Raw genomic sequence first — 23,235 nt, forward strand, 5'->3', positions numbered from 1 at the left:
ACAAGAACTCAATGCCATTTAATACAGGTTGTGTGTAGTATTTGTGACCTGCGCGACTTTTATTAAATTTTCATGATTGAAGTGTGCAATGGATGGTGGGCGATACACTGCTTCACGCGCCGACTGTTTTAATCCTCCTATGATTTGAAGATTCCATGCCTCTCGACCTCGACACGCCACTTGATTCGCATCAACCGTTGAGCCTCAATGAACGCAAGCTGCTGGACATCCTTCGTCGTCGAGGCGCGATCACCCGTGCCACGGTTTCGACCGAGATGGACCTGGCTCAACAGTCGGTGCACCGGCTTATCGAAGAACTGATCAGCCGTGGTCTGCTGCGCAGCGGTGAGCGCGTCAAAAACGGTCGCGGCCAACCCAGCCCGCGGATCGAACTGATCAACGAAGCGGTGTATGCCATCGGTGTATCGATCAACACCGACTCGGCAGTGGTCTGCGTCGCCGATTTGGGCTGCAATGTGCTGGAACAGGTCACCCTACGCACGCCGCCGTTAAGCCGCAACAGCACCCTGGATTCGCTGGAAAAGACCATCGAACGCATGCTTCAGCGCAACGGCATCGAAGTGCAACGGGTCGTCGGCATGGGCTTCGCGATTGCCGGCTTTTTTCTCGAGAACCGCCAGATCAATGCGCCTGAACCGCTGCGCGACTGGTCATTGATGGACCTGCAACCGGTGCTGGAAGAACGATTCGGCATGCCGGTCTGGCTGGAAAACAACGCCACCACCGCAGCCATCGGCGAAAGCCTGGTCGGTGTGGGCGCCTGGGCCAGCAACTTCATCTACCTGTCATTCAACTTCGGCTTCGGCGCGGGCGTCGTGATTAACGGCAAGCCGTACTTCGGCAGCCACGGCAACGCAGGCGAGATCACCCTCTACAACGACGAAGAATCGATAAACCGTCCGGCTCTGCGTTACTTGCTCGAAGACCTGCATCAGAGCGGCGTGCAGGTCGACTCGATCGAAGACCTGCGCTCGCGCTTCGACCTCGACTGGCCCGGTGTGGATACCTGGCTGACACGCGTCAAGCCCACCCTGGATCGTCTGGTCAACGCACTGGCCGGGTTGTTCGATCCGCAGGCCGTGGTGTTTGGCGGGCAATTACCGCCCGAATTGGGAAAACGCCTGATCGCCGCGACGACTTTCTGGGGCACCCATCGCTACAACTCTCCACCGCCTCGGCCGCAGTTATTGCTGAGCGAGACGAATGGCGATGCGGCGGCTCTGGGGGCGGCGTTGGTGCCGTTGAAAGAGCGGTTTTTTGTTTGATCTGTCGTCAGTATCGAGTCGAAGCGGGCATTCAACGCATGATGACATCTACGCCAAAAGCATTTTGACGCCCTCAGCCCTTCTGTCTTAGAGCTTGCATCAGTTGCTCAACGACGATGGCTTCAACGGCACCTTCAGTGGCGTCCGCCTCAAAAGCAGCGCAGCAAGCCGATGCGTCGCCATCGCCGATGCGATAGACAGCAATGACGCTGCCTGGCCCGCAGCCTGTGTGCCCAGCTAGAGAATGCCCGCCGTCAATCGAACCTTGCATCAAGCCGAGGCCATAGCCCGGCGTGATCCATGGGCGCCCTGAAATCGGGCCGCCTAGTGTTCGTGCTGTCTGCATTTCCTGAAGCAAGCCTGCGCAGAGGAGCTCTGCACTGAGAAGTCGGTCCAGAAATAGCGCTGCTTGAGAAATCGGACCTATCAACAAGCCGTGGTAAACCCAGGCGGGGTCATCATTCGAGGTACTTCCCAGAGGGATCGTTTGTAGGTCGGCTCGCGCTTTAGCAAAGCGAACGTTCGAGATACCCAGAGGGGCAAGAGCACGTTGAATCACTGCATCATCAAGCGTCAGATCGGTCAGCCGTTCAATGAGCCTGCCGATGAATAAGTAGCCGACATTCGAGTAACGCCAGCCGTTTCCAGGGCTGTATCGAAGTCGAGTACCGTCAAGACGTCGCATCATTTCATCTGCCGGCCAAGCGGGCTCACCGTTAGCAACGGCGGTGTGATACTCCGCAAGTTCTCCGTAATCAGCCAGGCCTGCTTCATGCCGCAGTAGCTGGCGCAAAGTGAAAGGTTGATCAGGGATAGGGTCGTCCAACCCGGTCAGTCCATCCTGTACCAACGAGAGGGCTGTCGTAGCCAGGACCGTTTTCGTAAAGCTCCACCATGGGGCTATCAGTTCCAATCGGTCTGGCGTTTGTGGCCGACCATTGGACAAGAGTGAAATGAGCATTGGCTTCCCTGGAGTGGTGAGCGGATCGACAGCCCGACAAGATATCCCAATTACTCTTCTTTGCCGTGTGGGGGGACGTCAGCCGTTTGTGCTGTGATGCACGACTGCTTTTGGCCATTAGCCGCATTTGGCGGGGCAGGCAGGTGCGTTGGCTGGCCATTAACATTTATTCATGCAATCGGTGCTTAAGATTCAAGAAACTCGGCCGATTATACGATATTGCTGAAATTAAGTTGGCTCTAATCATCGTTGAATAAGCCGTATTGTACAGTCGGAGTTGACAAGTGAAGTTACGCCTGAGCTGCAAAGCTATAATGATCGCCCTGTCGTTTGCCTTGTCGAATGTGGCGATTTCTGAAGAGCTTAAAGTGTACAACTTTTCGCCCGTCAATCAGTACAATCTTAATCTTTCAGCCAGCTTTTGGAATCCAATCATAAAGTATGTGTCCGAAAAAAGCGGCGTGAATCTTACGCTGAAGTTAGGGAGAACGTCCTCTGATACAACGAGTTATGTGCTCGCCCAAGAAGTTGATTTCGCTTTTACCAATCATCTGTTTAGCCCGGAACGCGACAAGATGGGCTGGAAGGTGTTTGGTCGCCGTGACGCGCCTGCGCTTGAGGGGCAAATCGTGGTGCCTGACGACTCGCCAATTCATAGCCTTTCGGAGCTGGAGGGCAAGGAAGTCGTGTACCCGGGACCGGAAGCGTTCATTGCTTATAAAGTCACAAGCTCGGAATTGGTCAAGAAAGGGATCAACACGTCTACTGTGTTTGCAGGGAACATGGACGGTGCTTTCAGCCAACTCCTCAGTGGTAAGGCTCAAGCGATGGGAGCCAATTCACAGCTGGTAAGCGGCTACACGGAGAGAGAAGGGAAGTCGTTCCGCGTACTGTGGAGTTCAGCCTCGTTCAATGATTTGGCCCTCATGGCATCCCCTCGGGTTTCTAAAAAAGAACGTGATGCGGTCGCCAACGCATTTTTTAATATGCAAAACGATCCCGACGGTAGCAGGGTTCTTCGTGAGGCGACCGAGCTGGTCCATGCACCGGCACCGATTACCTTCATTCCTGCGACGGAAGCGGATTATGCGTCCTATCGTGATTTTTATAACAGTTTGCCAGCAAACCTTAAGTAAATAATTTCAACGTTAGCTGGAGAGGCTGTTAATGAATTTCTTTAAAAGCCTGCTGCCCAAATCACTGACGTCGCGAATACTGGCGATGTTATCCATTCTGATACTGACTTTTTTGACGACAGGGCTGGGACTGTTTTATAAAAACCAGCTGCTTCAGCATATTGAAGAGATACAAGACACCGCTAACATGCTCATTGAGGTTGCGGCGCAAGCGGTTGAGGAAAGTGTCGTCATCGGCGATTACGACACCATCAAAAGAACCCTCGAAAAAACCCTGGCTCGCTCGCCGTTCAAGTCGGCCATGTTTATTGACCTGTCGGGTGGCGTGATTCGCCTTGAGGCAGCCAGTGCGCCGGTTGGAAGAGCGCCTGCGTGGATAGAGTCTGAAGTCGCTGCAAGATTATTCGATGTCAATCGCCCGATCACTATTGGCGGAAAAGATTATGGCGTGATGCGTTTGTCTTTTAATGCCGAGAGAATTGCTGCCGAACTCTATAGTCTTGTGATCCAGGCTACATTGTTTGCGGTATTTTTTCTGCTGATAAGTTTGATGTTGATGGGGTTCATGATCAAGCGTTCGCTTGCTCACCTGGGCAAACTTCACTCTTATGAGGCGGAAATTGCTTCAGGTGCAGTGGCAGCAGAAGCGATGTTGGTCGCTGATGCTCCCATGGAAATACAGGAGGCTATAAAAGCGGTAAACCGCACTGCCGCAAGTATGCGCAATCACTTTGGTCTGCGTATCGAATCGTTGATGAATACCTTGGTGCAGCATAAAAATGCCCTGGATGAGGTGTCCATCGTTTGCGAAGTGTCGGCCTCCGGACGTATCACCTACGTTAACGAACGATTCGTAACAAGCTCACAGCACTCGCGAGCCGAGCTTTTAGAGTTGACGATCGATGAGGTCTGGACCGGCATGTCTTCAACCACTGAACCGTGGCAATGGGCACCGGAAAATGAGGTGTGGAACGGTGAGGTCAGGCTCTCAGGTCGCAGCGGCAAGGTTGCATGGCATCGACGCACTATCATACCTATTCTCGATGACCTGGGCGGCGTTGAAAAATATATCTGCATCGATATCGATATCACCGATCGAAAAGAGTTTGAGGTGGCGATTCTGGATAACTCCAGAAGGCAAAACCTTATCGCCTTGTTTGGCCAGCAGGCGTTGACCGAGGAAAACGTCAGTGTTCTGGGTGAACGGGCAACACTGACTGCGGCGCAAGGATTGAACTTGAGCAAGGCCGCTTTACGGGTCATTGATCGAGTGAATCATGAGGTCATCCTCAGCGCGGAGGTTGGCTTCACCGACGTTGAGATCCGCAGTGGTTATCACAATGATTTTTCGAGCGGGACTGCTGCTTCTGTCGGGTTTTTCATTAATGCTGATGCGCCAGATAGCAGGTACGCGCTGCTTCCTGGTGAAACAGTGGACGTTTGCAATATTAGAAGTGGCCTGGAGGTTGATATCTCTTGCAGGGAGGTCTTCAAGGGCGTTCTTGGTGTGTATGCCAGCAGGGATTACACCTTTACGCGTGAAGATGTCAGCTACCTTCAAACACTTGCCAACCTTTTGGCAGCCGCGCTTGAAAGGTATGACGCAAAGAGAAAGCTCACCTACCTGGCCGAAAATGATTCGCTTACCCATCTGCCTAATCGCTGGTTTCTCAGCAATTATCTGCGCGAGATAATTAGTCGGACAACGTCAGCGCCAGATGCAGTAAGCGTCATATTCATAGATTTGGACAGGTTCAAGGCCGTCAATGACACCATGGGGCATTCAGTAGGCGATCAATTGCTTATCCAGGCGGGTCGACGCTTGAAAGGCTGCATGGATGAGAACAGTGTGGTTGCGCGGCTGGGAGGCGATGAATTTTCGATTGTCGTCACACACAACGTCTATTCCGAGAGCCTCATAAAATCGCTGGCGACCCACGTTGTTGATGCGCTGGGCAAACCGTTCAACCTTGGCGGTCAGGATATATTCGTTTCAGCGAGTGTAGGCATCGCTAATTATCCGTTTGACGGGCGTGACACTGGCGTTATCTTGAAGAATGCGGACACCGCCATGTACCATGCGAAAAAAAGTGGCCGTAACAATTTCAAGTTTTACAACGCCAGAATGAACGAAAGTTTAACCAGACGCTTGCAAACGGAAACGCTATTGCGGGGTGCGCTTGATCGCGATGAGTTTATTCTGCATTTTCAGCCAAAGGTCAGCCTCGCCGATGGCAGGATAAGTGGTCTAGAGGCTTTATTGCGCTGGAATCACCCGGAGCAAGGTATGATTTCTCCGGCCGATTTTATCCCTATTCTTGAGGACACTGGCCTGATCATTCCTGTCGGCGTTTGGGTTATACGGAAAGTCTGTGAAACCCTAAAAAGCTGGGAAGAGAACAACATAAGGCTGGTACCGATCGCCATCAATCTGTCCGTCAGGCAGCTTCAAGTCAAAGGCCTGGCTGAGACCGTCAAGCACGTCGTTGAAGCATACGGTATCAACCCCGCTCTTTTAGAGTTCGAACTGACCGAGTCGATGCTGATGATCGATCCCGAGTCGGCGGTTGAGATACTTCGAGATATAAAATCGTATGGTATAAGCCTCTCCGTCGATGATTTCGGAACAGGCTATTCCAGTTTGGCCTACCTGAAGCGGTTTCCTCTTGATGCCCTCAAAATCGACAGGGCGTTCATAAAGGATATCACCAGCAATCATGAGGACGCCGCGATCACCAGGGCAGTAATCGTACTGGCGCACGAATTGGGTCTTAAGGTCATTGCAGAAGGCGTTGAAACAGTCGACCAGCTAGAGCTGCTCGTGGCGTATGGCTGCGATCAAATGCAGGGTTATCTTTTCAGTAAGCCTGTCATCAGTGATGAGTGTGCAGCGATGATCAAATCGTCACGCAGTCTGGATATAGGGTTTTCTGAAAGCGGTGTGGCGTAGCGTAGTAGTGATAGCCTCTGCGAGAGCGGTCATGGCGCGCCGCTGTACGCAGCGCCCACTTTTAGCTGTTAGCCGACAGCTTCAGGGGGGATTTGCACGATGTGGGTCGCGTGAGAATCCTCTATTCGAATGAAGCCTCCGTCGTAAAGCGTGTCCAACAGCATGCTGAGTGTTGGGTCAACCCGCTTCCAATTTCAATCATTGGCGAACGGTGGTAACGAAGTATCGTGAGACGACCCAGAGCATGAAATCCTTTGCGGCTGTGGCCAAGGGTTTCTCAGATCATTCGCCTGGAGGTCTGCGCCAGCCTTAAGATTATTGACGAAGTTTTAGTTGATGGCACAATAGTGGCCTCTATCGCTGTCGTATGAGGCAGTGGTAAGGCCGCAATTCTTGAATGGATTCGGACAGACGTTCTGTTATTGACTAAGGAAAATCGTAAATGAAACGCTTGAAGACACTGGGCCTTGCGGCAATGCTGGTATTGAGCGGCTGCGCCAGTTTTACCAAGGACGAAGTAGCGCCAGTCACCATGCCTTCCATGGCCAGCTACACGAATAAACCCAACGTGTTCGTTGCGTTCGATTTCTACCAGGGCACACCCGGAACCACCGGCGCAGTAGAAGTACCGCAAGCCCGGGATGCACTCAAGCCCCAACTGCAAAAAGCGCTGACTGACTCTGGGTTGTTTGGCCGAGTGACCCTTGATGAGTTCAAGAAACAGCCAGGCGACTACAGCCTGCACCTCAAGGTGTATAACCATCCGCCAAGCGGTGGCCAATTGGTGATGGCGTTTATCAGTGGTCTGACTCTGACTATTATTCCGTCGATGGCCACCGATCAGTACAGCATGAGCCTGGATGCGCAGGATTCCCAGGGCAAGGTGCTGAGAACAGTCGGTAACCATGATGCAATCAACACCTGGATAGGTATCTGGTTTGTGCCGATGATGGCCAATACACCGCAGAAGGCTGTTAACGATACGTTTACGCGCCAGGTCAATTCACTGCTCAAGCAGTTGGTGGAGAGCCAGAGTCTGAAGTACTCAATGCTGAAGGTTACTGTTCCGCAGGCGTAATGAACTGACCGCCCGAAAAAAAGAGCCCATTTGGGCTCTTTTTTTATTTGTGATTCAGCGCTTGGGTAAACAGTGGGTCGCTGTATAAAGCCTTGAGCAAATCACGCACCAACGGGTTGTAGGCGTTTGCCGCATTGGGGATAGCGACGGCCCCCAAAAAACTGCTGTTCCATTGGCTGCTGACCTGCTTGGTAGCGTCATATTCAACTTTCGCGCCGTTGATCAGGGTGAAGTGCGCGGCGATTGTGCCGGTGCCTGTACCCATTCCAGCGGTCAGTTCATTCTGCGTAACCAGCACATTTAGCTGGCGTGGCGATTGCGGGTCGATGAGACCTGCGCGGTCCAGTTCACCCGTCAGGGCATCCTGGATGTGTTGCGTGATGCTGCCGCTAGGGGATGTGACAGGATTGCCGCGCACTTGCAGTGAATCCTGACCTGCCGCAGCGCTGACCTGAGTCTGACGGATCGGTAAAAGGGGAGGCGTTTGCTTGAGCTTCTGGACGTTATCGAAGCTGGGCTCGTAACGCGTCATGGTCACGCCACAGCCTTGTATCAACAGTGCAAGCACCGCAACCAACAGTAGATTTCCTTTCACTGCATTTCCTTGTCTGAGTTATTTGGGGGCGTGATTATCAGGAACCTCAGATTCAAGGGCAATGCTTGATAGCCTGCTGGCCTACATCCTCAGCGCTATAGCCTCTGCCACAAGGCACTCCAGCGCAAACTGCTCGGTATAGGTCATCTGAATCGGCGTGGTCTCGCCCTTGACGGTCCGTTCCCCATCGAGGATGTAGCGAATGCGTTTGTCGGTCACCCCGATGCGCTTGGCAATCCACGAAGGGGTTTGACCGATGCGCGAGATCAGTTTGTCGGCATATTCGGTGGAGGGGTTATAGAGTTCTGCGTTGGGTGTCATGGTGTGTCCAGATGGAAGTCAGGCGCTATAGATGCGGGGGAGTATGCAGCACCGTGCGCTGTTCGTCGCCGTGGGGCTGGCAACCGACACGTATTATGCAGCGACTGGCAGATTGCCTTCGCTAGCAAGCTCGCTCCCACAGATGCCTGTCTTCAGGAGCAGGCCCGTTCCCGCAGGATCCTGTCTCCAGGAGCACACCGCGCAGCGTCACTCAATGCAAGTGGCGGATGGGGCGATCCTTCGCCCGTCCTCAGTCAGCAACGATCAGAGCTTCACGCCCAGTGTTACAAACGCGCTGCGCGGTGTGCCCACTTGAAGGATCTGCAGGTTGCCCGCCGGGTCGGTGGCTGCGCTGGCGTCGGTGTTGAGGGTGGAGATGTAGCGTTTGTCGAACAGGTTGACCATGTTCAGCGACAGCGTGGTGTCCTTGAGGGCGCCGAGTTTGCCGAAGTCATAGCCGAGGTTGGCGTTTGCCAGCCAGTAGCCGCTGACACTGGAGTCATTGGTGTAGGTGTAATAGCGCTTGCTGATGTAACTGCCTTGCAAGCCGGCGTTCCAGTGTTCCCAAGTCCAGTCCAGGTTGCTCGAATACATCAGTTTCGGTGTATCGACTACGGTTTTGCCTTTGACATGAACGGTGTTGCCGCCGCTGGCGTAGTCATCGTCGTAAGTGCTGTGGTTGTAGGACATGGAGTTGGACCAGCGCCAGTTTTCATTGGGCGTCAGGCCGAACGACAGTTCCAGTCCTCGACTGGTGACCGAGCCGACGTTGGCGACGCCGTTCTGGCAGATGACGATGCCGGTGCAGTTGGTGATGGCGACCAGGCGGTTATCGAATTTGGTGTTGTAGATCGCCGCCGAGGCCGAATACAGTTTGGTGCTGCGGCGCACGCCCAATTCGACGGTTTTCGAGGTTTCCGGCTTCAGGTCCTTGAAGCCGTTCTGCGCATCGACGGCGCTCTGCGTCGTGAAGAACGGGCTGTACCCGCCACTCGGGAACGCAGCCATGTTTTCCGAGTAAGAAGTGAAGACTTCGTCGTCCTCGTCGAGTTTGTAGGTTGCGCCTATTTGCGGCAGAAACCTGTCCCTCGCTTGCAGCGAGCCACTGGCGTAACCGCCGCCTTTGCCTTCGGCTGTTGAGGTCGTCACAGTATTTTTCGCGCCGAACTCAAGTTTGAGGCGGTCATCGAGCAGGGTGTAGGTGTCGCGCAGGTAGAACTGCCGGGTCAGGTCGTTGTAACTCTGATCCAGAACGGTGGCCGCCAGGGGCAGGCCATCGGTTTTGACGATGTGGTTCTGCGGCGTCGCATTGGTGGTATCGAACAGGTAGCGCGAAATGTCGTTCTTGTTGGACTGAATCCAGAACCCGCCCTGAATTTCATGCTGGCCTAGATAGTAGGTCAGCGAGCTCTGGAAGCCGGTTCGATCGATGCCGTATTTTGTGCTGCGAATCGAATTGCTCGGCACTGTCGTCGAGCCGCTGGTGTAGACGAACGGGTAATACGAGTTGCCCCGACCCGAGTCATGGTGGTGATAGACGGTCGCGTCCAGGACCAGATCATCGGTCAGCGAGAAATTGCCGTTGAGGATGTCCAGTTCGTCGTCGCGCAGGCTGCTGGCGTTGTAGGTCGCATCGTTTGCGCTGGTTACCCCGCCGGTATAAATGCCGTTGGCCGCATTGACCGCGCGGGTCCAGTCCGGCGTGTAGTAGCTCCAGTTGTAGCCCAGACGCTGGATGATGCTCTTCGACAGGTTCGGCAGGTTGGCTTCGTCATGTGACGAGGTGCTGTGGAAGAAACTGACCCGGTTGTCGCCGAAGTTGTAGTTGACCTTGGCGTTCACTGCGTCGGACTTTTGCGGGTTGCTGTGGCCTTTCCAGGCGTCGGCATCGTACTTTTCGCCTGACACGTACGCTGAAAGTCCGTTGTATTCGCCAGTATCGACCCGCATGAAAGTGCGCGAGGTGTCGTAGCTGCCCAGGGTTTGCGACAGGCGCGCGCCGAACTCTTTATCGGGATTGGAACTGGTGAACTGGATGGTGCCGCCCAGATCGCTGTTCGATGCCGTGCCCAGTGAGCCGATGCCGGGTGCCACTTCGCTGGAGGCGATGTTTTCAGCGATGATCGCCCGGGTGATGCTCAGGCCGTTGAAGTTGCCGAAGCTCATGTTGCCGAGGGTGACGCCGTCCAGCGTGTAGCCCAGGTGGTGCATATCGAAGCCACGCAGGCTGATGCGCTGGCTGCCTTCCTCACGGCCCAGCGGGTCACCAGACTGAAAGTTGACCCCAGGCAGGCGTTGCAGAACCTTCATCGGGCTGGTGCCTGCCGAGTAAGCCTTCACATCCTTTTGCGTCACGCGCTGCACCTGGCGAGTCTCGCCCTGACCGATCACTGACACCGTGCCCAGCGTCATGGCGGCGGTGTCGTCGCTGGCGGGCGCCGTTACCGAGGTGGGCACCTCGTCATCGGCCTGAATGAACGGGCTGATCAGGCACAGTGAGTTCAATGAAACCAGCAGCGCTAGGCGCGTTACCGGGAATCGAGGGGCACGCGGTATCGATCGATTGTTCATGGAAAGATTTTCCTGGGGGCGTCAGGGTGCCGCGCTTGCGGCGGGTCATATGGTTAACGACAGGTTTTTGTTTCAGGGGCTTTCGGTAATCACCGACAGGCGACTGATGCCGGCCTTCTGCACATCGGCCAGTACCTGCGCCACGCGGCCGTAACCCGTCGCCTGATCGGCGCGCAGGCTGACGGCGACGTCCGGGTTTTTGCTGTGCAGGGCTTGCAGCGCCTCCGGAAGTTGCTCCAGCGCTACAGCTTCGCTGTCGATGAACACGCCGCCAGTGGCGTCGACACTCAGCACCACCGGGTCGGCCTGATCCAGTGAGGTGGTGGTGACGGTCTGCGGCAGGTCCAGCGGTATTGCGTTATTGAGCAGCGGTGCGGTGACGATGAAGGTCACCAGCAGCACCAGCATCACATCCACCAACGGCGTGATGTTGATGTCGCTGATTGCATCGTCATCATTGGACGTGGAGAAGGACATGTCAGCTCACTCCTTTCAGGCTCGGGGCCGTCTTGTCGCGATGGTCGGGTTGCAGCCGGAAGGCGTTGCGTTGCGAGAGGTTGAGGAAATCCACGGCGAACTCCTCAAGGTCCGCGATCACCAGCTTCAGACGCCGCCCGAAGAAGTTGTAGGCCAGCACCGCAGGCACCGCGACGGCGATGCCGACGCCGGTCGCTACCAGCGCTTCGCCAATGGGCCCGGCGACCACCGCAATGCTCGCCGACCTGGCCTGGCTGATCGCAGTGAGTGCATGAATGATCCCGAACACCGTACCAAACAGGCCGATGAAGGGCGCGGTGCTGCCGATCGATGCCAGCAGGATCATGCCGCTCTCCAAGCGACGACGTTCCTTGTGGATCTGTTGGCGCAGGCTGCGCTCGAGCAAGTCCTGGCGGTTCCAGCTGTGGCCCAGGTCCGGCGAGTCGTGGGGCGCGGCGAGGGCCTGCGCGCCGGCATCGGTCAGGCGCGCCAGGCTGCCTTCACTGTTTGGCAGGTGCAGCGCATTTTTGAGGTCGCGGGCGGCCCAGAACTGCGTGGCGTAGCGTCGGTTCTGCCGGGTCAGTCGCCAGTGCTGAAAGGTCTTGCCGAGCAGCAGCGCCCAGGTCACCAGCGAGAAAATCACCAGCAGGGCCATTGAGGATTGGGTAATGAGTACGGAGTAAGCAGTGTTCATGACGTGAGCCTCAGGGTGCGAGTTTGAAAGCCATGGGGACGTTGACCCAGCCTTCTACCGGGGTGTCGCCGCGTTTGGCGGGAATAAAGGTCCATTGCCGGACCGCTGCCTGCGCGGCGTCGTCCAGCGCCGGGACGCCGCTGCTTTGCAGCACCTGCACCTGGTCGGTACGTCCGTTGGGCAGCACATGCACACGCAGCATCGTCGTGCCTTCCTGATGGCGGCGTGCGGCGGCGGGCGGGTAGACCGGTGGCGGATTGTTCAGGTAACCGGCGCGGCCTATGGGCGCGGTGGTGGTCTGTGGTGCCGCTGGCGCAGGTCTTGGCGCTGGCGCTGCAGCAGGCGTCGGTGTGGGTGCCGCGATGGAAGGCGCCGGCGCAGCAGGTTTGGCGACAGGTTTGCTTGGTGCGGTTCTGGGCTGCGCCTTGGGCTTGGGTAGCTCGGCAGGTTTGGGCTCAGGAGGCGCTGGCGTGGGGGCTGGCTCAGGCCTGGGAGCTGGCGCAGGCGCAGGCGGCTCCGGTGCTGGCTGAGGGGTGGGCTCAGGCGGCGTCGGCTGGGCTACCGGCAGCGCAACGGGCGGCGGTACCCACTGCACGGTGATCGGCATCGGCGGGGTCGGCTCGGGCGCTTGCGGGTGATCGGCCATCAGCCACGCTGCCAGCGCGGCATGCAACCCGATCGCCAGTGCAATCGCCAATGCGGCGTGCGGCCATGTACGTGGTGCGTTGTGGCTGTGCTGCTGGACGACAAGCGACGAAGGGGCAACGTTGCAGTTACCCACAGGCTGATGGGGCCAGTGGCGTAGCTGACGCGGCGGTAAGCGGCGGGACAGTATCAGCGTTGACATGAATTCAGCTCACCCGTGAAAGAATACAAGCCCGTCGTGTTGGCGAGAGGCTCGTTTCAACTGGAGCTGATATTAATACTCGTTGTGTGTATTAATTATGACCGCCGCCGTGTGATCGTGGTTTTCTGCTGTTGAAAGTGAACCCGGCCTGTCGCGCAATTGTTCGTAAATTTCATTAGGCAAGGCATTTGCTGCAATGCTATCTGTCCAGACTTGCCAGGTTCGTACTGACACGAAAACGTATTGCCGCGCAGGCTGGGCAACAGGGCGTCACCCTCTTGATCCGCGGTTCACACCTTGGACAGAAACGGGAGAACTCGATGAAATTGCTACGTTACGGTGAAAAAGGCTTGGAGAAACCCGGGCTGCTGGATGCCAACAACCAGATCCGCGACCTGTCTGCGCACATCAGGGATATCGCGGGCGAGGCACTGAGCCCGGCCAGTCTGGCGAGCCTGGCGGCAATCGATCCTGCCAGCCTGCCGCTGGTTTCGGGCCAACCACGCATCGGGGCGTGTGTCGGGCAGGTCGGCAAATTCATCTGCATAGGCTTGAACTACGCTGACCACGCGGCAGAGTCGCAGATGGACGTGCCGAAGGAACCGATAATCTTCAACAAGTGGACCAGTGCTATTTGCGGTCCCAACGATGATGTCCAGATCCCCCGTGGTTCGCTCAAGACCGACTGGGAGGTCGAGCTGGGCGTGATCATCGGCAAGGGCGGACGTTACATCGACGAAGCCGATGCCATGGAGCATGTAGCCGGGTATTGCGTGATCAATGATGTGTCCGAGCGCGAATGGCAGCTTGAGCGCGGCGGGACCTGGGACAAGGGCAAAGGCTTCGATACCTTCGGCCCTTTAGGTCCGTGGCTGGTGACTCGCGACGAGATTGCCGATCCTCACTCGCTCGACCTGTGGCTGGAAGTGGATGGCCATCGTTATCAGAATGGCAATACGCGCACGTTGATTTTCAGTGTGCCGCAGCTGATCGCCTACCTGAGCCGTTGCATGAGCCTGCAACCAGGTGATGTCATCTCGACGGGGACACCGCCGGGTGTGGGACTGGGCGTGAAGCCACAACCTGTCTTCCTGCGTGCAGGGCAACGCATGCGTCTGGGGATCACGGGGCTGGGCGAGCAGAATCAGTTGACCGTTCCGGCCGACTGACCCGCTGCCAGCAGGGAGCTGGCAATCGGCTCCCTGTCACGCAAACTGTCAGCCCTGCAAAAACGTCAGCAGGTCTTTGTTAAGCGTCTCTGCATGGGTCACTGCAAACCCGTGCGGTGCTCCTGAATACACCTTAAGTTCGGCACCCTTGATCATCGCAGCAGCCCGTTTGCCCGAGGCTTCGAACGGCACCACCTGATCATCGTCACCATGAATCACCAGGGTCGGCACATCGATTTTTGCCATGTCCGGGCGGAAGTCGGTTGCGGAGAACGCTGTCACGCAATCCAGCGTGCCCTTGAGGGAGGCGAGCAGGGCGATGTTCAGCGTTTGCGTCTGTACGCCTTCGGAGACTTTCTGGCCGTGGTTTATGCCATAGAACGTGCTGGCGAAGTCGCTGATGAACTGGGCGCGGTCCTTGAGCAGGCCTGCCATGATGCTATCGAATACGGACTGGTCGACGCCTTCCGGGTTGTCAGCGGTCTTGAGGAAGAACGGTGTGACCGAGCCCAGCAACGCCAGTTTGGCCACCCGCTTACTGCCATGTTTGGCGATATAGCGCGTGACGTCACCGCCGCCCATGGAGAAACCCACCAGTGTCACGTCGCGCAGATCGAGGTGTTCGATCAGCTCGGCGATGTCGTCAGCGAAGGTGTCATAGTCATAGCCGGTCCACGGCTGACTGGAACGACCGAACCCGCGGCGGTCGAAGGCGATGGTGCGATAGCCCCGGCTGCTCAGGTATTCCATCTGGTATTCCCACATGTCCGCATCCAGCGGCCAGCCGTGGCTGAACAGGACCGGTTTGCCCGTGCCCCAATCCTTGTAATAGATCTCGGTGCCATCTTTGGTCTTGAACGTGCTCATGCAGATTCCTCTCGATGTCAGGTTCTCGATGTCGGGGTTATCGGGCGAGCGCTTTGGTGCGCAGGCGGGTGCACGCTTTCGGCAGCTCCCGATAATTCCGGCAGTGAGGGTTTTGCATAGTTCAGTCGAGAAGACTGAGCGTACTGCCCAACCGCGGTTTTCTGAAACATTGCCTCATCGTATTTCCCTGCCGAAACCGAACTTGCCGCGCATACGGGAATCAGTTCATTGGGGTCGAGGCTTGCCTTGCCCTGTCCATGGTTTGACTTGCCCATTGAAGGAGAGAACTGCGTGGCGTCTCAGCTGAAAATCTTGATCCTTTCGGGTCTGCTGTTATTCGCAGGCAGTTTCAATCTCCAGGCGGCCGATGTACCTGCATTACCAATGGGCGCGGCGGTGCCGGCAGATGACAAGGCTGCTGAAAAGGCTGATCCCAAAGCCGACCCCAAGGCTGCTGACAAACCCGCCCCGAAAGCGGATGACAAGGCGGCGGACAAGGACAAGGCCGATGCGAAACCGGCCGATGGTGCAGAGCCTGCGGCCGAGGCCCCAGAGTTGTTGGTGCAGGGCGGGTTGCTCGGTGCCATCAGTACCAGCATCGATGACGTCCAGGAAAAGCTCAATCTGGATGACAATCTGTTCGACGCTTGGCAACTGCGTGCCGATCGTGCCGCCGACGAGCTGGAAAAGCTGGTCAACAAACGCACTACTCGTTCCCCATGGAGCGTCGCCGGGGACTTCCTCGCCCTGTCTTTTGTATGGATCGCATCGTTTGCGGTTCTGACCACGCTGGGTCGTTTTCTCGCCGTACGCTTGTGCCGCACACCGTTCATGCGGGTGCGCGCACGCAGTCAGGCGCTGCTCAAGTACGTGTTGCCATTTACCCTGCCAGCCATCGTCTGCCTGCCGTTAACCCTTTACGTCAGCCATTTCATGCCGTCTTCGGTAGGCCGTGCGCTGGCACTGTGTTTCGCGTATGCAACCAGCAGCGGCATCGTCTCGACTTCGGTGCTGCTCTGCGTGATCGTGATGTTCAATTTCGGCCACAAGCGTGCCGCCGTGCGCATGATTCGCCGCTACGCGCCAAGGCCACTGTTCGTGGTCGGCTTCCTTGCGGCGCTGAGTGACGCGCTGACCAGTCCGCAGATCGCCCGCCAGTTGGGCAGTAACGTCACCACCAGTGTTGCGGTGTTTACCGGGCTGTTCGCCTCGGTGGTGTTCTGCATGCTGATCATCAAGGTGCGTCGCCCGGTGGCCCACCTGATCCGTAACCGCTCATTGAGCAGTCGCCTGCAACGGCCCGCGCTGCAACAGTCGTTGAAGATATTCTCCAAGCTGTGGCACCTGCCGATCCTGCTGATGATTCTGGTCTCGGCGATCAACCTCATCGGTGCCGGTGAGGACAGTCAGCAAGCGCTGCGTTGTGCGTTGTTCACCACCATTCTGCTGATTGCCACGGTGTTCCTCAGCACCGTGTTCCAGCACCTGTTCAAACCGACCGAGACCCTGGGTCGCGGCGGGCATGTGTACAAGGCGCGTCTGTTGAGCCTGGTGTATGCGGTGCTGCGTATCGCGCTGGCCATCGGGTTCATCGAGATCCTGGGCCGTATCTGGGGCTTCTCGATGTTCGAGTTTGCCCAGCGCAACACCCTTGGCCGGGTGATCAGTGATTCACTGAGCAGCATCGGTCTGATCTTCGTCGTCACTTGGCTATTGTGGGTGGTGCTCGACACCGCCATTCAGGAAGCCCTGAAACCGCCGGTCAATCATCGCAGCGGTCGCCAGCCAAGCACTCGGGTCAAAACCATTCTGCCGCTGCTGCGTAATGCGGTAAAAATCATTCTGGTAGTGATCTGTGCGATCACCACCATGGCCAACCTGGGCATCAACGTGGCACCACTGCTGGCGGGTGCCGGGGTCGTCGGTCTGGCCATCGGTTTCGGTTCGCAGCAACTGGTGCAGGACGTGATCACCGGCCTGTTCATCATCATCGAGGACACCTTTTCGGTGGGCGACTGGGTGGTGCTGAGTACCGGCCATTCCGGGTCGGTGGAAAGCCTGACCATTCGCACCGTGCGCCTGCGTGACGGCAAGGGGTTCGTGCACTCGGTGCCGTTCGGGCAGATCAAGGCCGTTACCAACCAGTCGCGGCAATTCGCTTATGCGTTCTTCTCGGTGCAGTTCACCTATGACTCGGACATCGATGACGCACTGGCGCTGATCCGCGAGACCGGCCAGTCGATCAGCGAAGACATCCTGCTCAAGCACAACCTGCAGGGACCGCTGGAGGTCTTCGGCGTCGACCGCATGGACCTCAATGGCGTGGTGCTGACCGCGCAATTTCGTACCTCTTCGGGCGGTCAGTACGCGGTGGGACGTGCGTTCAACGAGCGTCTCAAGCGGCTTGTGGACAAGAATCCGAGCGTACGCTTTGCGCAGACTTATCCACAGATGGTCATGGGGCCGGGCTTCAATAATCCGCAGGCTGGTGTCGAAGCCGAAGGGCCACCCGCGCCCTCGGACCCTGCCATGGCGACACCTTCTGCGCCTGCGCCCGCGCCGCTCAGTCTGTCCAAGGGCAACAGCACGCCGGGGCCGGCAGCTCAGTAACTCAACCGACATGCGCGGACGCTGCAACGCTTTGTCGCGGCGTCATTAACCCGCCAGGCTGCGCAACTGTTGGGGGTTGGCAGGCAACGTGTTATGTTTGCAGGCGTTTTTCAATTGTTCGTTTGATTATCTGATACCGAGCCTGCTGACTCTATGCGAATGCGCCTTATGCTGTTGGGCGGCGGGAATGCCCTCGGGCAGGCGCTGATTCGTCTGGGTGCCGAGGAAGACATTGGTTTCCTCGCACCACGTCCACCGCAAGACGGCTGGGACGTGGCGAGCCTTACGCAACTGCTTGATGACACCCGTCCCGATGCCCTGATCAACCTTGCTTACTACTTCGACTGGTTTCAGGCGGAGACCGTCAGTGAAGCGCGCCTGACTCATCAGGAGCGCTCTGTCGAGCGTCTTGCCGAACTCTGTCAGCACCACAACATCACGCTGGTTCAGCCGTCCAGCTATCGTGTGTTCGATGGTTCCCGCGCGACGGCCTACAGCGAAAAAGACGAGCCTGTACCTCTGGGCCTGCGCGGTCAGGCCCTGTGGCGTATCGAGCAAAGTGTTCGTGCGACCTGCCCGCAACATGTGCTGGTGCGTTTCGGCTGGCTGCTGGATGACAGCACCGATGGGGTGCTGGGCCGCTTTCTCTCGCGTGCGAAAGAACCCGGAGAGCTGCTGCTCGCCGACGATCGTCGCGGCAACCCGACGCCGGTCGACGATGCGGCGCGGGTGATCATTTCGGTCATCAAGCAACTCGATTGCGAAGCGCCGCTGTGGGGCACCTACCACTACGCCGGACACGAGGCGACCACGCCGCTGGCGCTGGGGCAGGCAGTGCTCACCGAAGCGCGTCTGCTGCACGCGCTGGCTATCGAATCGCCCACTGCGCAGGCCCACGCCGCGCGCCCCGATGCAGGCGAAGAACCGCAGCACGCGGTCTTGGCCTGCAAGAAAATTCTCCACACTTTCGGCATCAAGCCCCGCGCCTGGCGGGCCGGTCTGCCAAGCCTGCTGGATCGGTATTATCGACATGTCTGACGCTCCTGTTCTGATCACTGGAGGTGCGGGTTTTATTGGCTCGCACCTGACCGACGCATTGCTTGCCAGTGGGCAGGCCGTGCGTATCCTCGACAACCTCTCGGCAGGCAAGCGCAGCAATTTGCCGCTCGATAACCCGCAGGTCGAACTGATCGAAGGGGACGTGGCCGATGCCGACCTGGTCAAGCGCGCGGCGCAGGGTTGCAAGGCCGTCGTGCACCTGGCGGCAGTGGCCTCGGTGCAGGCGTCGGTAGACGACCCGGTGCGCACCCACCAGAGCAACTTCATCGGCACGTTGAATGTCTGCGAAGCCATGCGCGAAGCGGGCATCAAACGGGTGATCTTTGCTTCCAGCGCGGCGGTGTACGGCAATAACGGTGAGGGCGAAGCGATCACCGAGGACACCACCAAGGCACCGCTGACCCCTTACGCCTCGGACAAGCTGGCCAGCGAGCACTACCTGGATTTCTACCGTCGCCAGCATGGCCTGGAACCGGTGATCTTCCGCTTCTTCAACATTTTCGGGCCACGCCAGGACCCATCGTCGCCGTACTCCGGCGTGATCAGCATCTTTGCCGAGCGTATCCGCAAAGGCCTGCCGATCAGTGTGTTTGGCGATGGTGAGCAGACGCGGGATTTCTACTACGTGGGCGATCTGCTCAAGCTGCTGCTGCAGGCTCTGTCACGAGACAGCGCCATCGAAGGCGCGATCAACGTCGGTCTGAACAAGACCACGTCGCTCAATGAGTTGCTGTCGGCACTCTCGCAAGTGGTCGGCAAACAGCCGGAAGTCAGCTATCAGGCACCGCGCTCGGGCGACATCAAGCATTCCCGCGCGAGCAACCAGCGCTTGCTGGAGCACTTCACCATCGACGAGCCAACGCCACTGGTGCGTGGGCTTGAGTTGTTGATGGGACAGTGAGTCCCGCGCTAAGTGCTTGTCGTTATCCGTGCCTCAATCAGCCCTGAAGAAGGTGCTTATGCACCAGAGCATGGAAGGCTATGACGACTGCGATGGACTGAGGCTTTGGAATATGCGGCCTCGGTTACACCGATGCACCGTCTGCACGGGTTTTACTGCCTGTTTCGGCAAATGGTGTCAGCTACCAATTGCCTGCGGCCCAACGCTGGTGTGAGATCTATTGGCTGGTTGCGCAGGATTTAGCTTCCGAATATGTAGGAGCATTCTGCATTTTTTGTAATTGATGATTTTAAGGTGTTCAGCAATTTCAATGGCTTCTAGTATCCATCGTCATTCTTATGAAGGACGCATGGCATGCAAGACGAAGATGAACTAGAGGTAGAAAATCTCGGCGAGGTCAACGTGCACCAAGTGCCGGGAGAGATCGCAGTACCGGGCTTTATTGAAGCATATTTGGCTTATCTTTCTACTGAAAAGGAAACCGATAGCGCACCGGTCATTTTGACGTCACTCCTCTTGAGTCTTATTGGGTTGCTGCTGTTTGTAGTTGGGGGCGCTTTTATCATATTTGGCCCTGACACTGTTCGTATCGACTATCTGACCGGGCTAACGTTTCTTCAGTTTCTTCAACTTTACCCAGGTCCTATCGCTTCCGTAGGTGTGCTGGTGTACGGCATCAGCACCTTTCTTCGTTCCTCGGGCATAGTTGAGCCGATGATTCCGGAGCAGTTCCTGACGGCTAATTACGACCTGAAATTGCCAGAGGGAATTGACGATGATAAGCCGCTGGCGATCACCTATGTCGGTGATGGCGTATTCAGAATTGAGGATGCTGTCGAGCAGGCATAATAAGCTTCGGCCCGAAAAGACGTTCAAGAGTCTGGCCATTTTACCTCCTCAAGGCAGTTTTTCGAGGTGCAAAGAGGCAACTTGAACAGGGCTTGAGTTTCTTTGATACAGCTTCACCACTTGGGGAAGAGCGGATCGAAAGATGCTCTGCTCATCCGCGAACTGTTGAGAACCGACAAGCGTGGTGCACTGGCACGAGCGTCAGCAGCTCCCGCAAAAAACAAAGGCACCCAATAAGGGTGCCTTTGTGCTTGTGGCGCTTAAGACGTTCAGGTCAGAACTTGTAACCCACACCCACCATATACACCCACGGGTCGATGTCCACATCGACCTTGGTCTTGCCGACGGCCAGGGCTGACGGGCCGTCCACGGTTGCTTTGGTATCGATGTCGACGTACCAGACCGAGGCGTTGAGCAGTACGTTGTCGGTGATCATGTAATCCATGCCCAGCTGTGCGGCCAGGCCGACCGAGTCCTTGAGCTTGAGGTTGCTGAAGCCCTGATCCTTGCGGTTGCCGGTCAGGTCGGTATCGAAGAACGTGGTGTAGTTGATGCCCACGCCAGCGTACGGCTGGAATTTCGACGACGGTTCCATCGGGTAGTACTGCAACGACAGCGTCGGCGGCAGTTGTTTGATATCGGCCAGCTTGCCATCCAGGCCAGGCCCGAGGCCTTTGACCGACACGGTGTGGCTGAACGGTGTGGCGGCCAGCAGCTCGATGCCGACGTGCTGGGTCAGCATGTAGGCGAAGGTCAGGCCCAGCTGGTTTTCGCCGTCGACAGTCGCTTTGGTGCCGGAAACCTTGGTGCCGTCGAGGCGCACTTCGCCGCTGTCTTCATTGGGCTGAACGTGCGCGACACCGGCGCGAACGATGAAGTCGCCAGGCTCGTAGGCGTGTGCCGCGACCGGGGCGGTGAGGGCAAGCGCGACAAGGGACGCGCGTAGCAGATGCTTGTGCATGGAGGCTCCAGAGATCAGTCAAAATTTATGGGCGTAATGTTAAAGCGCTGTCGAGCGGCGACTTTGACTCAGCTCAATGAAATCGCTGGGAACCTCGTGATCCTTATGAATCCGGCAACTCGTAGACAAGAATCTTGTCTGCCTGCATCTGATAACCCGCTTCTGCCAGTTCGCTGGAAGACGACTTGGCCTGCATCGGTCCTTCGATCCAGTACGGCTGATACAGCTCATCGACCTTCACACCCAGCTCGCTCGTGACATGCACGATCTGGTTCGCCGGTGGCGGCGGCACATGGATGCAGGCGCCGAAATACGGCACCAGCAAAAACTCCGTCACCCGGCCTTCCTCACTGACCTCGAGCGGCACGATGTAGCCCGGTAAACGCACCAGTTTGCCGTCCAGTGCCTTGACCACCGGCGCATGCGGCGCCAGTTGGTGAGCCGCAGGCGCTGCCTCCATGGCCAGTGCATCGGACAGCTTGGACATATCGTGAAGCGGAGTCGTTACCGGCTTCACCACAGGTGCATCGGGTGGAATCATGTCATTCCAGGTCAGCTCACGCGGCTCGGCGGCCCACACTTGAGTGGTAACCGAGAACAGCAGAGTGAGTAGCATGCGCCGCATCATGAAGGTCCTCATAAACGAATCGACAGTCCATCGGCCAGTGACTGCCTGTAGGCTCGCCAGGCTGGCACGGTTCCCATCAACAGCGCGCAGCCGAGAATGGCACCGAGCAATGTCCATTCATATTGGCCAGGTGGCATAGACGACAGGTACAGACCGTAGTTGTCGAGCACGTAGTCGCGGGCCACGAAGATGCCGATATAGAGCAGCGCAAGGCCGCTGATGACACCCGCCAGCGCCAGGGCGAAGGCTTCGAGTATAAGCAGACTTGCGATATGCCAGGGACGCGCGCCGACCGAGCGCAGGATGGCCATTTCCCGGCGCCGTTCATTGAGGCTGGTAAGAATTGCGGTCAGCATGCCGATCAGCCCGGTCAGTACCACGAACAGCGAAATCACGAACAGCGCCTTTTCCGCCGTGCCCATCAGGCTCCACAGCTCCTGCAGGGCCACGCCGGGCAGAATCGCCAGCATCGGCTCACCACGGTATTCGTTGATCTCGCGTTGCAGGCTGAAGGTGGAAATCTTGCTGTTCAAGCCCAGCATGAAGGCAGTGATCGCAGTCGGCGTCAGGTCCATATTGCGCGCCTGATCGGCTGAGATGCGCTCGTTGCCGCGTGCCGGGGCGCCGTTGTGCCAGTCGATATGAATGGCCTCCATGCCGCCCAGACTGATATGCAGCGTGCGGTCCACCGGCGTACCGGTCGGCTTGAGGATGCCGACCACGGTGAACGGTTTGTCGTCATGCTTGACCAGACTGATCGCGGCGACACCGTGCGCCAGGACCAGCTTGTCGCCCAGCTTGTAATGCAGCGCCTTGGCGACCTCCGAACCCAGCACCACTTCAAAGGGATCGGTCTTGAACTCGCGTCCTTCGGCCATCTCCAGGTGCTGTTGGCGACCGAACTGATAATGCTCGAAATACGCTTCACTGGTGCCCATCACCCGGTAGCCACGATGGGAGTCGCCCAGCGAAACCGGGATCGCCCACTTGACCTGCTTGCTGTTGGCGAAGTGCTCGAAGCTGTCCCAGCGAATGTTGTTGGTGGCATTACCGATGCGGAACACCGAGTACAGCAACAGGTTGATCGAGCCGGAGCGCGCACCGACGATCAGGTCGGTGCCGCTGATGGTGCTGGCGAAGCTGGAGCGCGCTTCGGTGCGTACCCGCTCGACGGCCAGTAACAGGCAAACCGACAGTGCAATGGCGAAGGCAGTGAGGAACGCGGTGAAACGGCGATTGGCCAGGCTGGCCATGGCCAGACGAAACAGATACATC

At 57.4% G+C, this 23,235-nt stretch carries 20 protein-coding genes; 9 read left to right on the plus strand and 11 right to left on the minus strand.

Annotation, left to right across the window (positions count from 1 at the left end; genetic code table 11):
• The first annotated feature begins 155 nt into the window (after positions 1-155).
• Positions 156-1,286 carry an ROK family transcriptional regulator gene (locus tag LCH65_RS00485; protein ID WP_003431794.1) on the plus strand — a complete coding sequence of 377 codons (1,131 nt, stop codon included), beginning with the start codon at positions 156-158 and terminating at the stop codon, positions 1,284-1,286.
• Between the two features lie 73 nt (positions 1,287-1,359).
• Here the strand turns inward: LCH65_RS00485 and LCH65_RS00490 are convergent, their stop codons facing one another.
• Complete coding sequence (locus tag LCH65_RS00490) at positions 1,360-2,247, minus strand: serine hydrolase domain-containing protein (RefSeq protein ID WP_003368979.1); 888 nt, start codon at positions 2,245-2,247, stop codon at positions 1,360-1,362.
• Between the two features lie 314 nt (positions 2,248-2,561).
• Between LCH65_RS00490 and LCH65_RS00495 the strand changes: the two genes are divergently transcribed.
• The 3 genes from LCH65_RS00495 to LCH65_RS00505 all read left to right on the plus strand — a co-directional run bounded on the left by LCH65_RS00495 (position 2,562) and on the right by LCH65_RS00505 (position 7,411).
• On the plus strand, positions 2,562-3,383 hold the full coding sequence (locus LCH65_RS00495) for a phosphate/phosphite/phosphonate ABC transporter substrate-binding protein (RefSeq protein ID WP_161437890.1): 822 nt from the start codon (positions 2,562-2,564) through the stop codon (positions 3,381-3,383).
• Between the two features lie 31 nt (positions 3,384-3,414).
• Positions 3,415-6,333: an EAL domain-containing protein gene (locus tag LCH65_RS00500; protein WP_003431789.1), complete on the plus strand. Its 2,919-nt coding sequence runs from the start codon at positions 3,415-3,417 to the stop codon at positions 6,331-6,333.
• A gap of 442 nt (positions 6,334-6,775) precedes the next feature.
• Entirely contained in the window at positions 6,776-7,411 is a 636-nt protein-coding gene (locus LCH65_RS00505; RefSeq protein WP_003368973.1) for a hypothetical protein, read from the plus strand.
• A 43-nt stretch (positions 7,412-7,454) separates the two neighbouring features.
• Here LCH65_RS00505 and LCH65_RS00510 read toward each other — a convergent pair whose 3' ends face one another.
• From LCH65_RS00510 to LCH65_RS00535, 6 genes are all read right to left on the minus strand, one after another.
• A complete protein-coding gene (locus tag LCH65_RS00510) occupies positions 7,455-8,006 on the minus strand; it encodes a hypothetical protein (protein ID WP_032609190.1) in 552 nt (183 codons plus the stop codon).
• 81 nt (positions 8,007-8,087) lie between these two features.
• Positions 8,088-8,327, minus strand: coding sequence for a hypothetical protein (locus LCH65_RS00515; RefSeq protein ID WP_003317071.1), 240 nt, complete (start codon positions 8,325-8,327; stop codon positions 8,088-8,090).
• A gap of 264 nt (positions 8,328-8,591) precedes the next feature.
• Positions 8,592-10,898, minus strand: coding sequence for a TonB-dependent receptor (locus LCH65_RS00520; RefSeq protein ID WP_054081926.1), 2,307 nt, complete (start codon positions 10,896-10,898; stop codon positions 8,592-8,594).
• Between the two features lie 72 nt (positions 10,899-10,970).
• Positions 10,971-11,375: a biopolymer transporter ExbD gene (locus LCH65_RS00525; RefSeq protein WP_054081927.1), complete on the minus strand. Its 405-nt coding sequence runs from the start codon at positions 11,373-11,375 to the stop codon at positions 10,971-10,973.
• 1 nt (position 11,376) lies between these two features.
• On the minus strand, positions 11,377-12,069 hold the full coding sequence (locus tag LCH65_RS00530; protein WP_003431782.1) for a MotA/TolQ/ExbB proton channel family protein: 693 nt from the start codon (positions 12,067-12,069) through the stop codon (positions 11,377-11,379).
• Positions 12,070-12,079: 10 nt separating this feature from the next.
• Positions 12,080-12,916, minus strand: a complete 837-nt coding sequence (locus LCH65_RS00535) for an energy transducer TonB (RefSeq protein ID WP_226439053.1) — start codon at positions 12,914-12,916, stop codon at positions 12,080-12,082.
• A gap of 320 nt (positions 12,917-13,236) precedes the next feature.
• Here LCH65_RS00535 and LCH65_RS00540 point away from each other — a divergent pair, with 320 nt between their 5' ends.
• Complete coding sequence (locus LCH65_RS00540; RefSeq protein ID WP_044310225.1) at positions 13,237-14,085, plus strand: ureidoglycolate lyase; 849 nt, start codon at positions 13,237-13,239, stop codon at positions 14,083-14,085.
• 48 nt (positions 14,086-14,133) lie between these two features.
• On the opposite strand, the gene LCH65_RS00545 is transcribed toward LCH65_RS00540, so the two are convergent.
• Positions 14,134-14,952, minus strand: a complete 819-nt coding sequence (locus LCH65_RS00545; protein WP_226439054.1) for an alpha/beta hydrolase — start codon at positions 14,950-14,952, stop codon at positions 14,134-14,136.
• Positions 14,953-15,243: 291 nt separating this feature from the next.
• Here LCH65_RS00545 and LCH65_RS00550 point away from each other — a divergent pair, with 291 nt between their 5' ends.
• The 4 genes from LCH65_RS00550 to LCH65_RS00565 all read left to right on the plus strand — a co-directional run bounded on the left by LCH65_RS00550 (position 15,244) and on the right by LCH65_RS00565 (position 20,371).
• Positions 15,244-17,562: a mechanosensitive ion channel domain-containing protein gene (locus LCH65_RS00550; protein ID WP_003431779.1), complete on the plus strand. Its 2,319-nt coding sequence runs from the start codon at positions 15,244-15,246 to the stop codon at positions 17,560-17,562.
• Between the two features lie 153 nt (positions 17,563-17,715).
• The gene (locus tag LCH65_RS00555) at positions 17,716-18,600 is read left to right on the plus strand and encodes a sugar nucleotide-binding protein (protein ID WP_003431778.1); all 885 of its coding nucleotides are present in this window, start codon (positions 17,716-17,718) and stop codon (positions 18,598-18,600) included.
• A complete protein-coding gene (locus tag LCH65_RS00560) occupies positions 18,593-19,522 on the plus strand; it encodes an NAD-dependent epimerase/dehydratase family protein (RefSeq protein WP_003368953.1) in 930 nt (309 codons plus the stop codon). The genes LCH65_RS00555 and LCH65_RS00560 overlap by 8 nt, the downstream gene beginning before the upstream one ends.
• 354 nt (positions 19,523-19,876) lie before the next feature.
• A complete protein-coding gene (locus LCH65_RS00565; protein ID WP_060708317.1) occupies positions 19,877-20,371 on the plus strand; it encodes a hypothetical protein in 495 nt (164 codons plus the stop codon).
• Positions 20,372-20,645: 274 nt separating this feature from the next.
• Here LCH65_RS00565 and LCH65_RS00570 read toward each other — a convergent pair whose 3' ends face one another.
• From LCH65_RS00570 to LCH65_RS00580, 3 genes are all read right to left on the minus strand, one after another.
• Complete coding sequence (locus LCH65_RS00570; RefSeq protein WP_003368950.1) at positions 20,646-21,332, minus strand: OmpW family outer membrane protein; 687 nt, start codon at positions 21,330-21,332, stop codon at positions 20,646-20,648.
• Between the two features lie 103 nt (positions 21,333-21,435).
• Complete coding sequence (locus tag LCH65_RS00575; protein WP_003431776.1) at positions 21,436-21,960, minus strand: DUF3299 domain-containing protein; 525 nt, start codon at positions 21,958-21,960, stop codon at positions 21,436-21,438.
• An 8-nt stretch (positions 21,961-21,968) separates the two neighbouring features.
• A complete protein-coding gene (locus LCH65_RS00580) occupies positions 21,969-23,234 on the minus strand; it encodes an ABC transporter permease (protein ID WP_003368946.1) in 1,266 nt (421 codons plus the stop codon).
• Between the last annotated feature and the right edge of the window lies 1 nt (position 23,235).

Source organism: Pseudomonas sp. MWU16-30316, assembly GCF_020515645.1.
In the GTDB taxonomy this organism is placed as follows: Bacteria; Pseudomonadota; Gammaproteobacteria; order Pseudomonadales; family Pseudomonadaceae; genus Aquipseudomonas; species Aquipseudomonas cerasi.

Coding starts and splice junctions, on each gene's coding strand:
- LCH65_RS00485 (WP_003431794.1), top strand. CDS start 156: ATGCCTCTCGACCTCGACACGCCACTTGATTCGCATCAACCGTTGAGC.
- LCH65_RS00490 (WP_003368979.1), bottom strand. CDS start 2,247: ATGCTCATTTCACTCTTGTCCAATGGTCGGCCACAAACGCCAGACCGA.
- LCH65_RS00495 (WP_161437890.1), top strand. CDS start 2,562: ATGATCGCCCTGTCGTTTGCCTTGTCGAATGTGGCGATTTCTGAAGAG.
- LCH65_RS00500 (WP_003431789.1), top strand. CDS start 3,415: ATGAATTTCTTTAAAAGCCTGCTGCCCAAATCACTGACGTCGCGAATA.
- LCH65_RS00505 (WP_003368973.1), top strand. CDS start 6,776: ATGAAACGCTTGAAGACACTGGGCCTTGCGGCAATGCTGGTATTGAGC.
- LCH65_RS00515 (WP_003317071.1), bottom strand. CDS start 8,327: ATGACACCCAACGCAGAACTCTATAACCCCTCCACCGAATATGCCGAC.
- LCH65_RS00520 (WP_054081926.1), bottom strand. CDS start 10,898: ATGAACAATCGATCGATACCGCGTGCCCCTCGATTCCCGGTAACGCGC.
- LCH65_RS00525 (WP_054081927.1), bottom strand. CDS start 11,375: ATGTCCTTCTCCACGTCCAATGATGACGATGCAATCAGCGACATCAAC.
- LCH65_RS00530 (WP_003431782.1), bottom strand. CDS start 12,069: ATGAACACTGCTTACTCCGTACTCATTACCCAATCCTCAATGGCCCTG.
- LCH65_RS00535 (WP_226439053.1), bottom strand. CDS start 12,916: ATGTCAACGCTGATACTGTCCCGCCGCTTACCGCCGCGTCAGCTACGC.
- LCH65_RS00540 (WP_044310225.1), top strand. CDS start 13,237: ATGAAATTGCTACGTTACGGTGAAAAAGGCTTGGAGAAACCCGGGCTG.
- LCH65_RS00545 (WP_226439054.1), bottom strand. CDS start 14,952: ATGAGCACGTTCAAGACCAAAGATGGCACCGAGATCTATTACAAGGAT.
- LCH65_RS00555 (WP_003431778.1), top strand. CDS start 17,716: ATGCGAATGCGCCTTATGCTGTTGGGCGGCGGGAATGCCCTCGGGCAG.
- LCH65_RS00560 (WP_003368953.1), top strand. CDS start 18,593: ATGTCTGACGCTCCTGTTCTGATCACTGGAGGTGCGGGTTTTATTGGC.
- LCH65_RS00565 (WP_060708317.1), top strand. CDS start 19,877: ATGCAAGACGAAGATGAACTAGAGGTAGAAAATCTCGGCGAGGTCAAC.
- LCH65_RS00570 (WP_003368950.1), bottom strand. CDS start 21,332: ATGCACAAGCATCTGCTACGCGCGTCCCTTGTCGCGCTTGCCCTCACC.
- LCH65_RS00575 (WP_003431776.1), bottom strand. CDS start 21,960: ATGATGCGGCGCATGCTACTCACTCTGCTGTTCTCGGTTACCACTCAA.
- LCH65_RS00580 (WP_003368946.1), bottom strand. CDS start 23,234: ATGTATCTGTTTCGTCTGGCCATGGCCAGCCTGGCCAATCGCCGTTTC.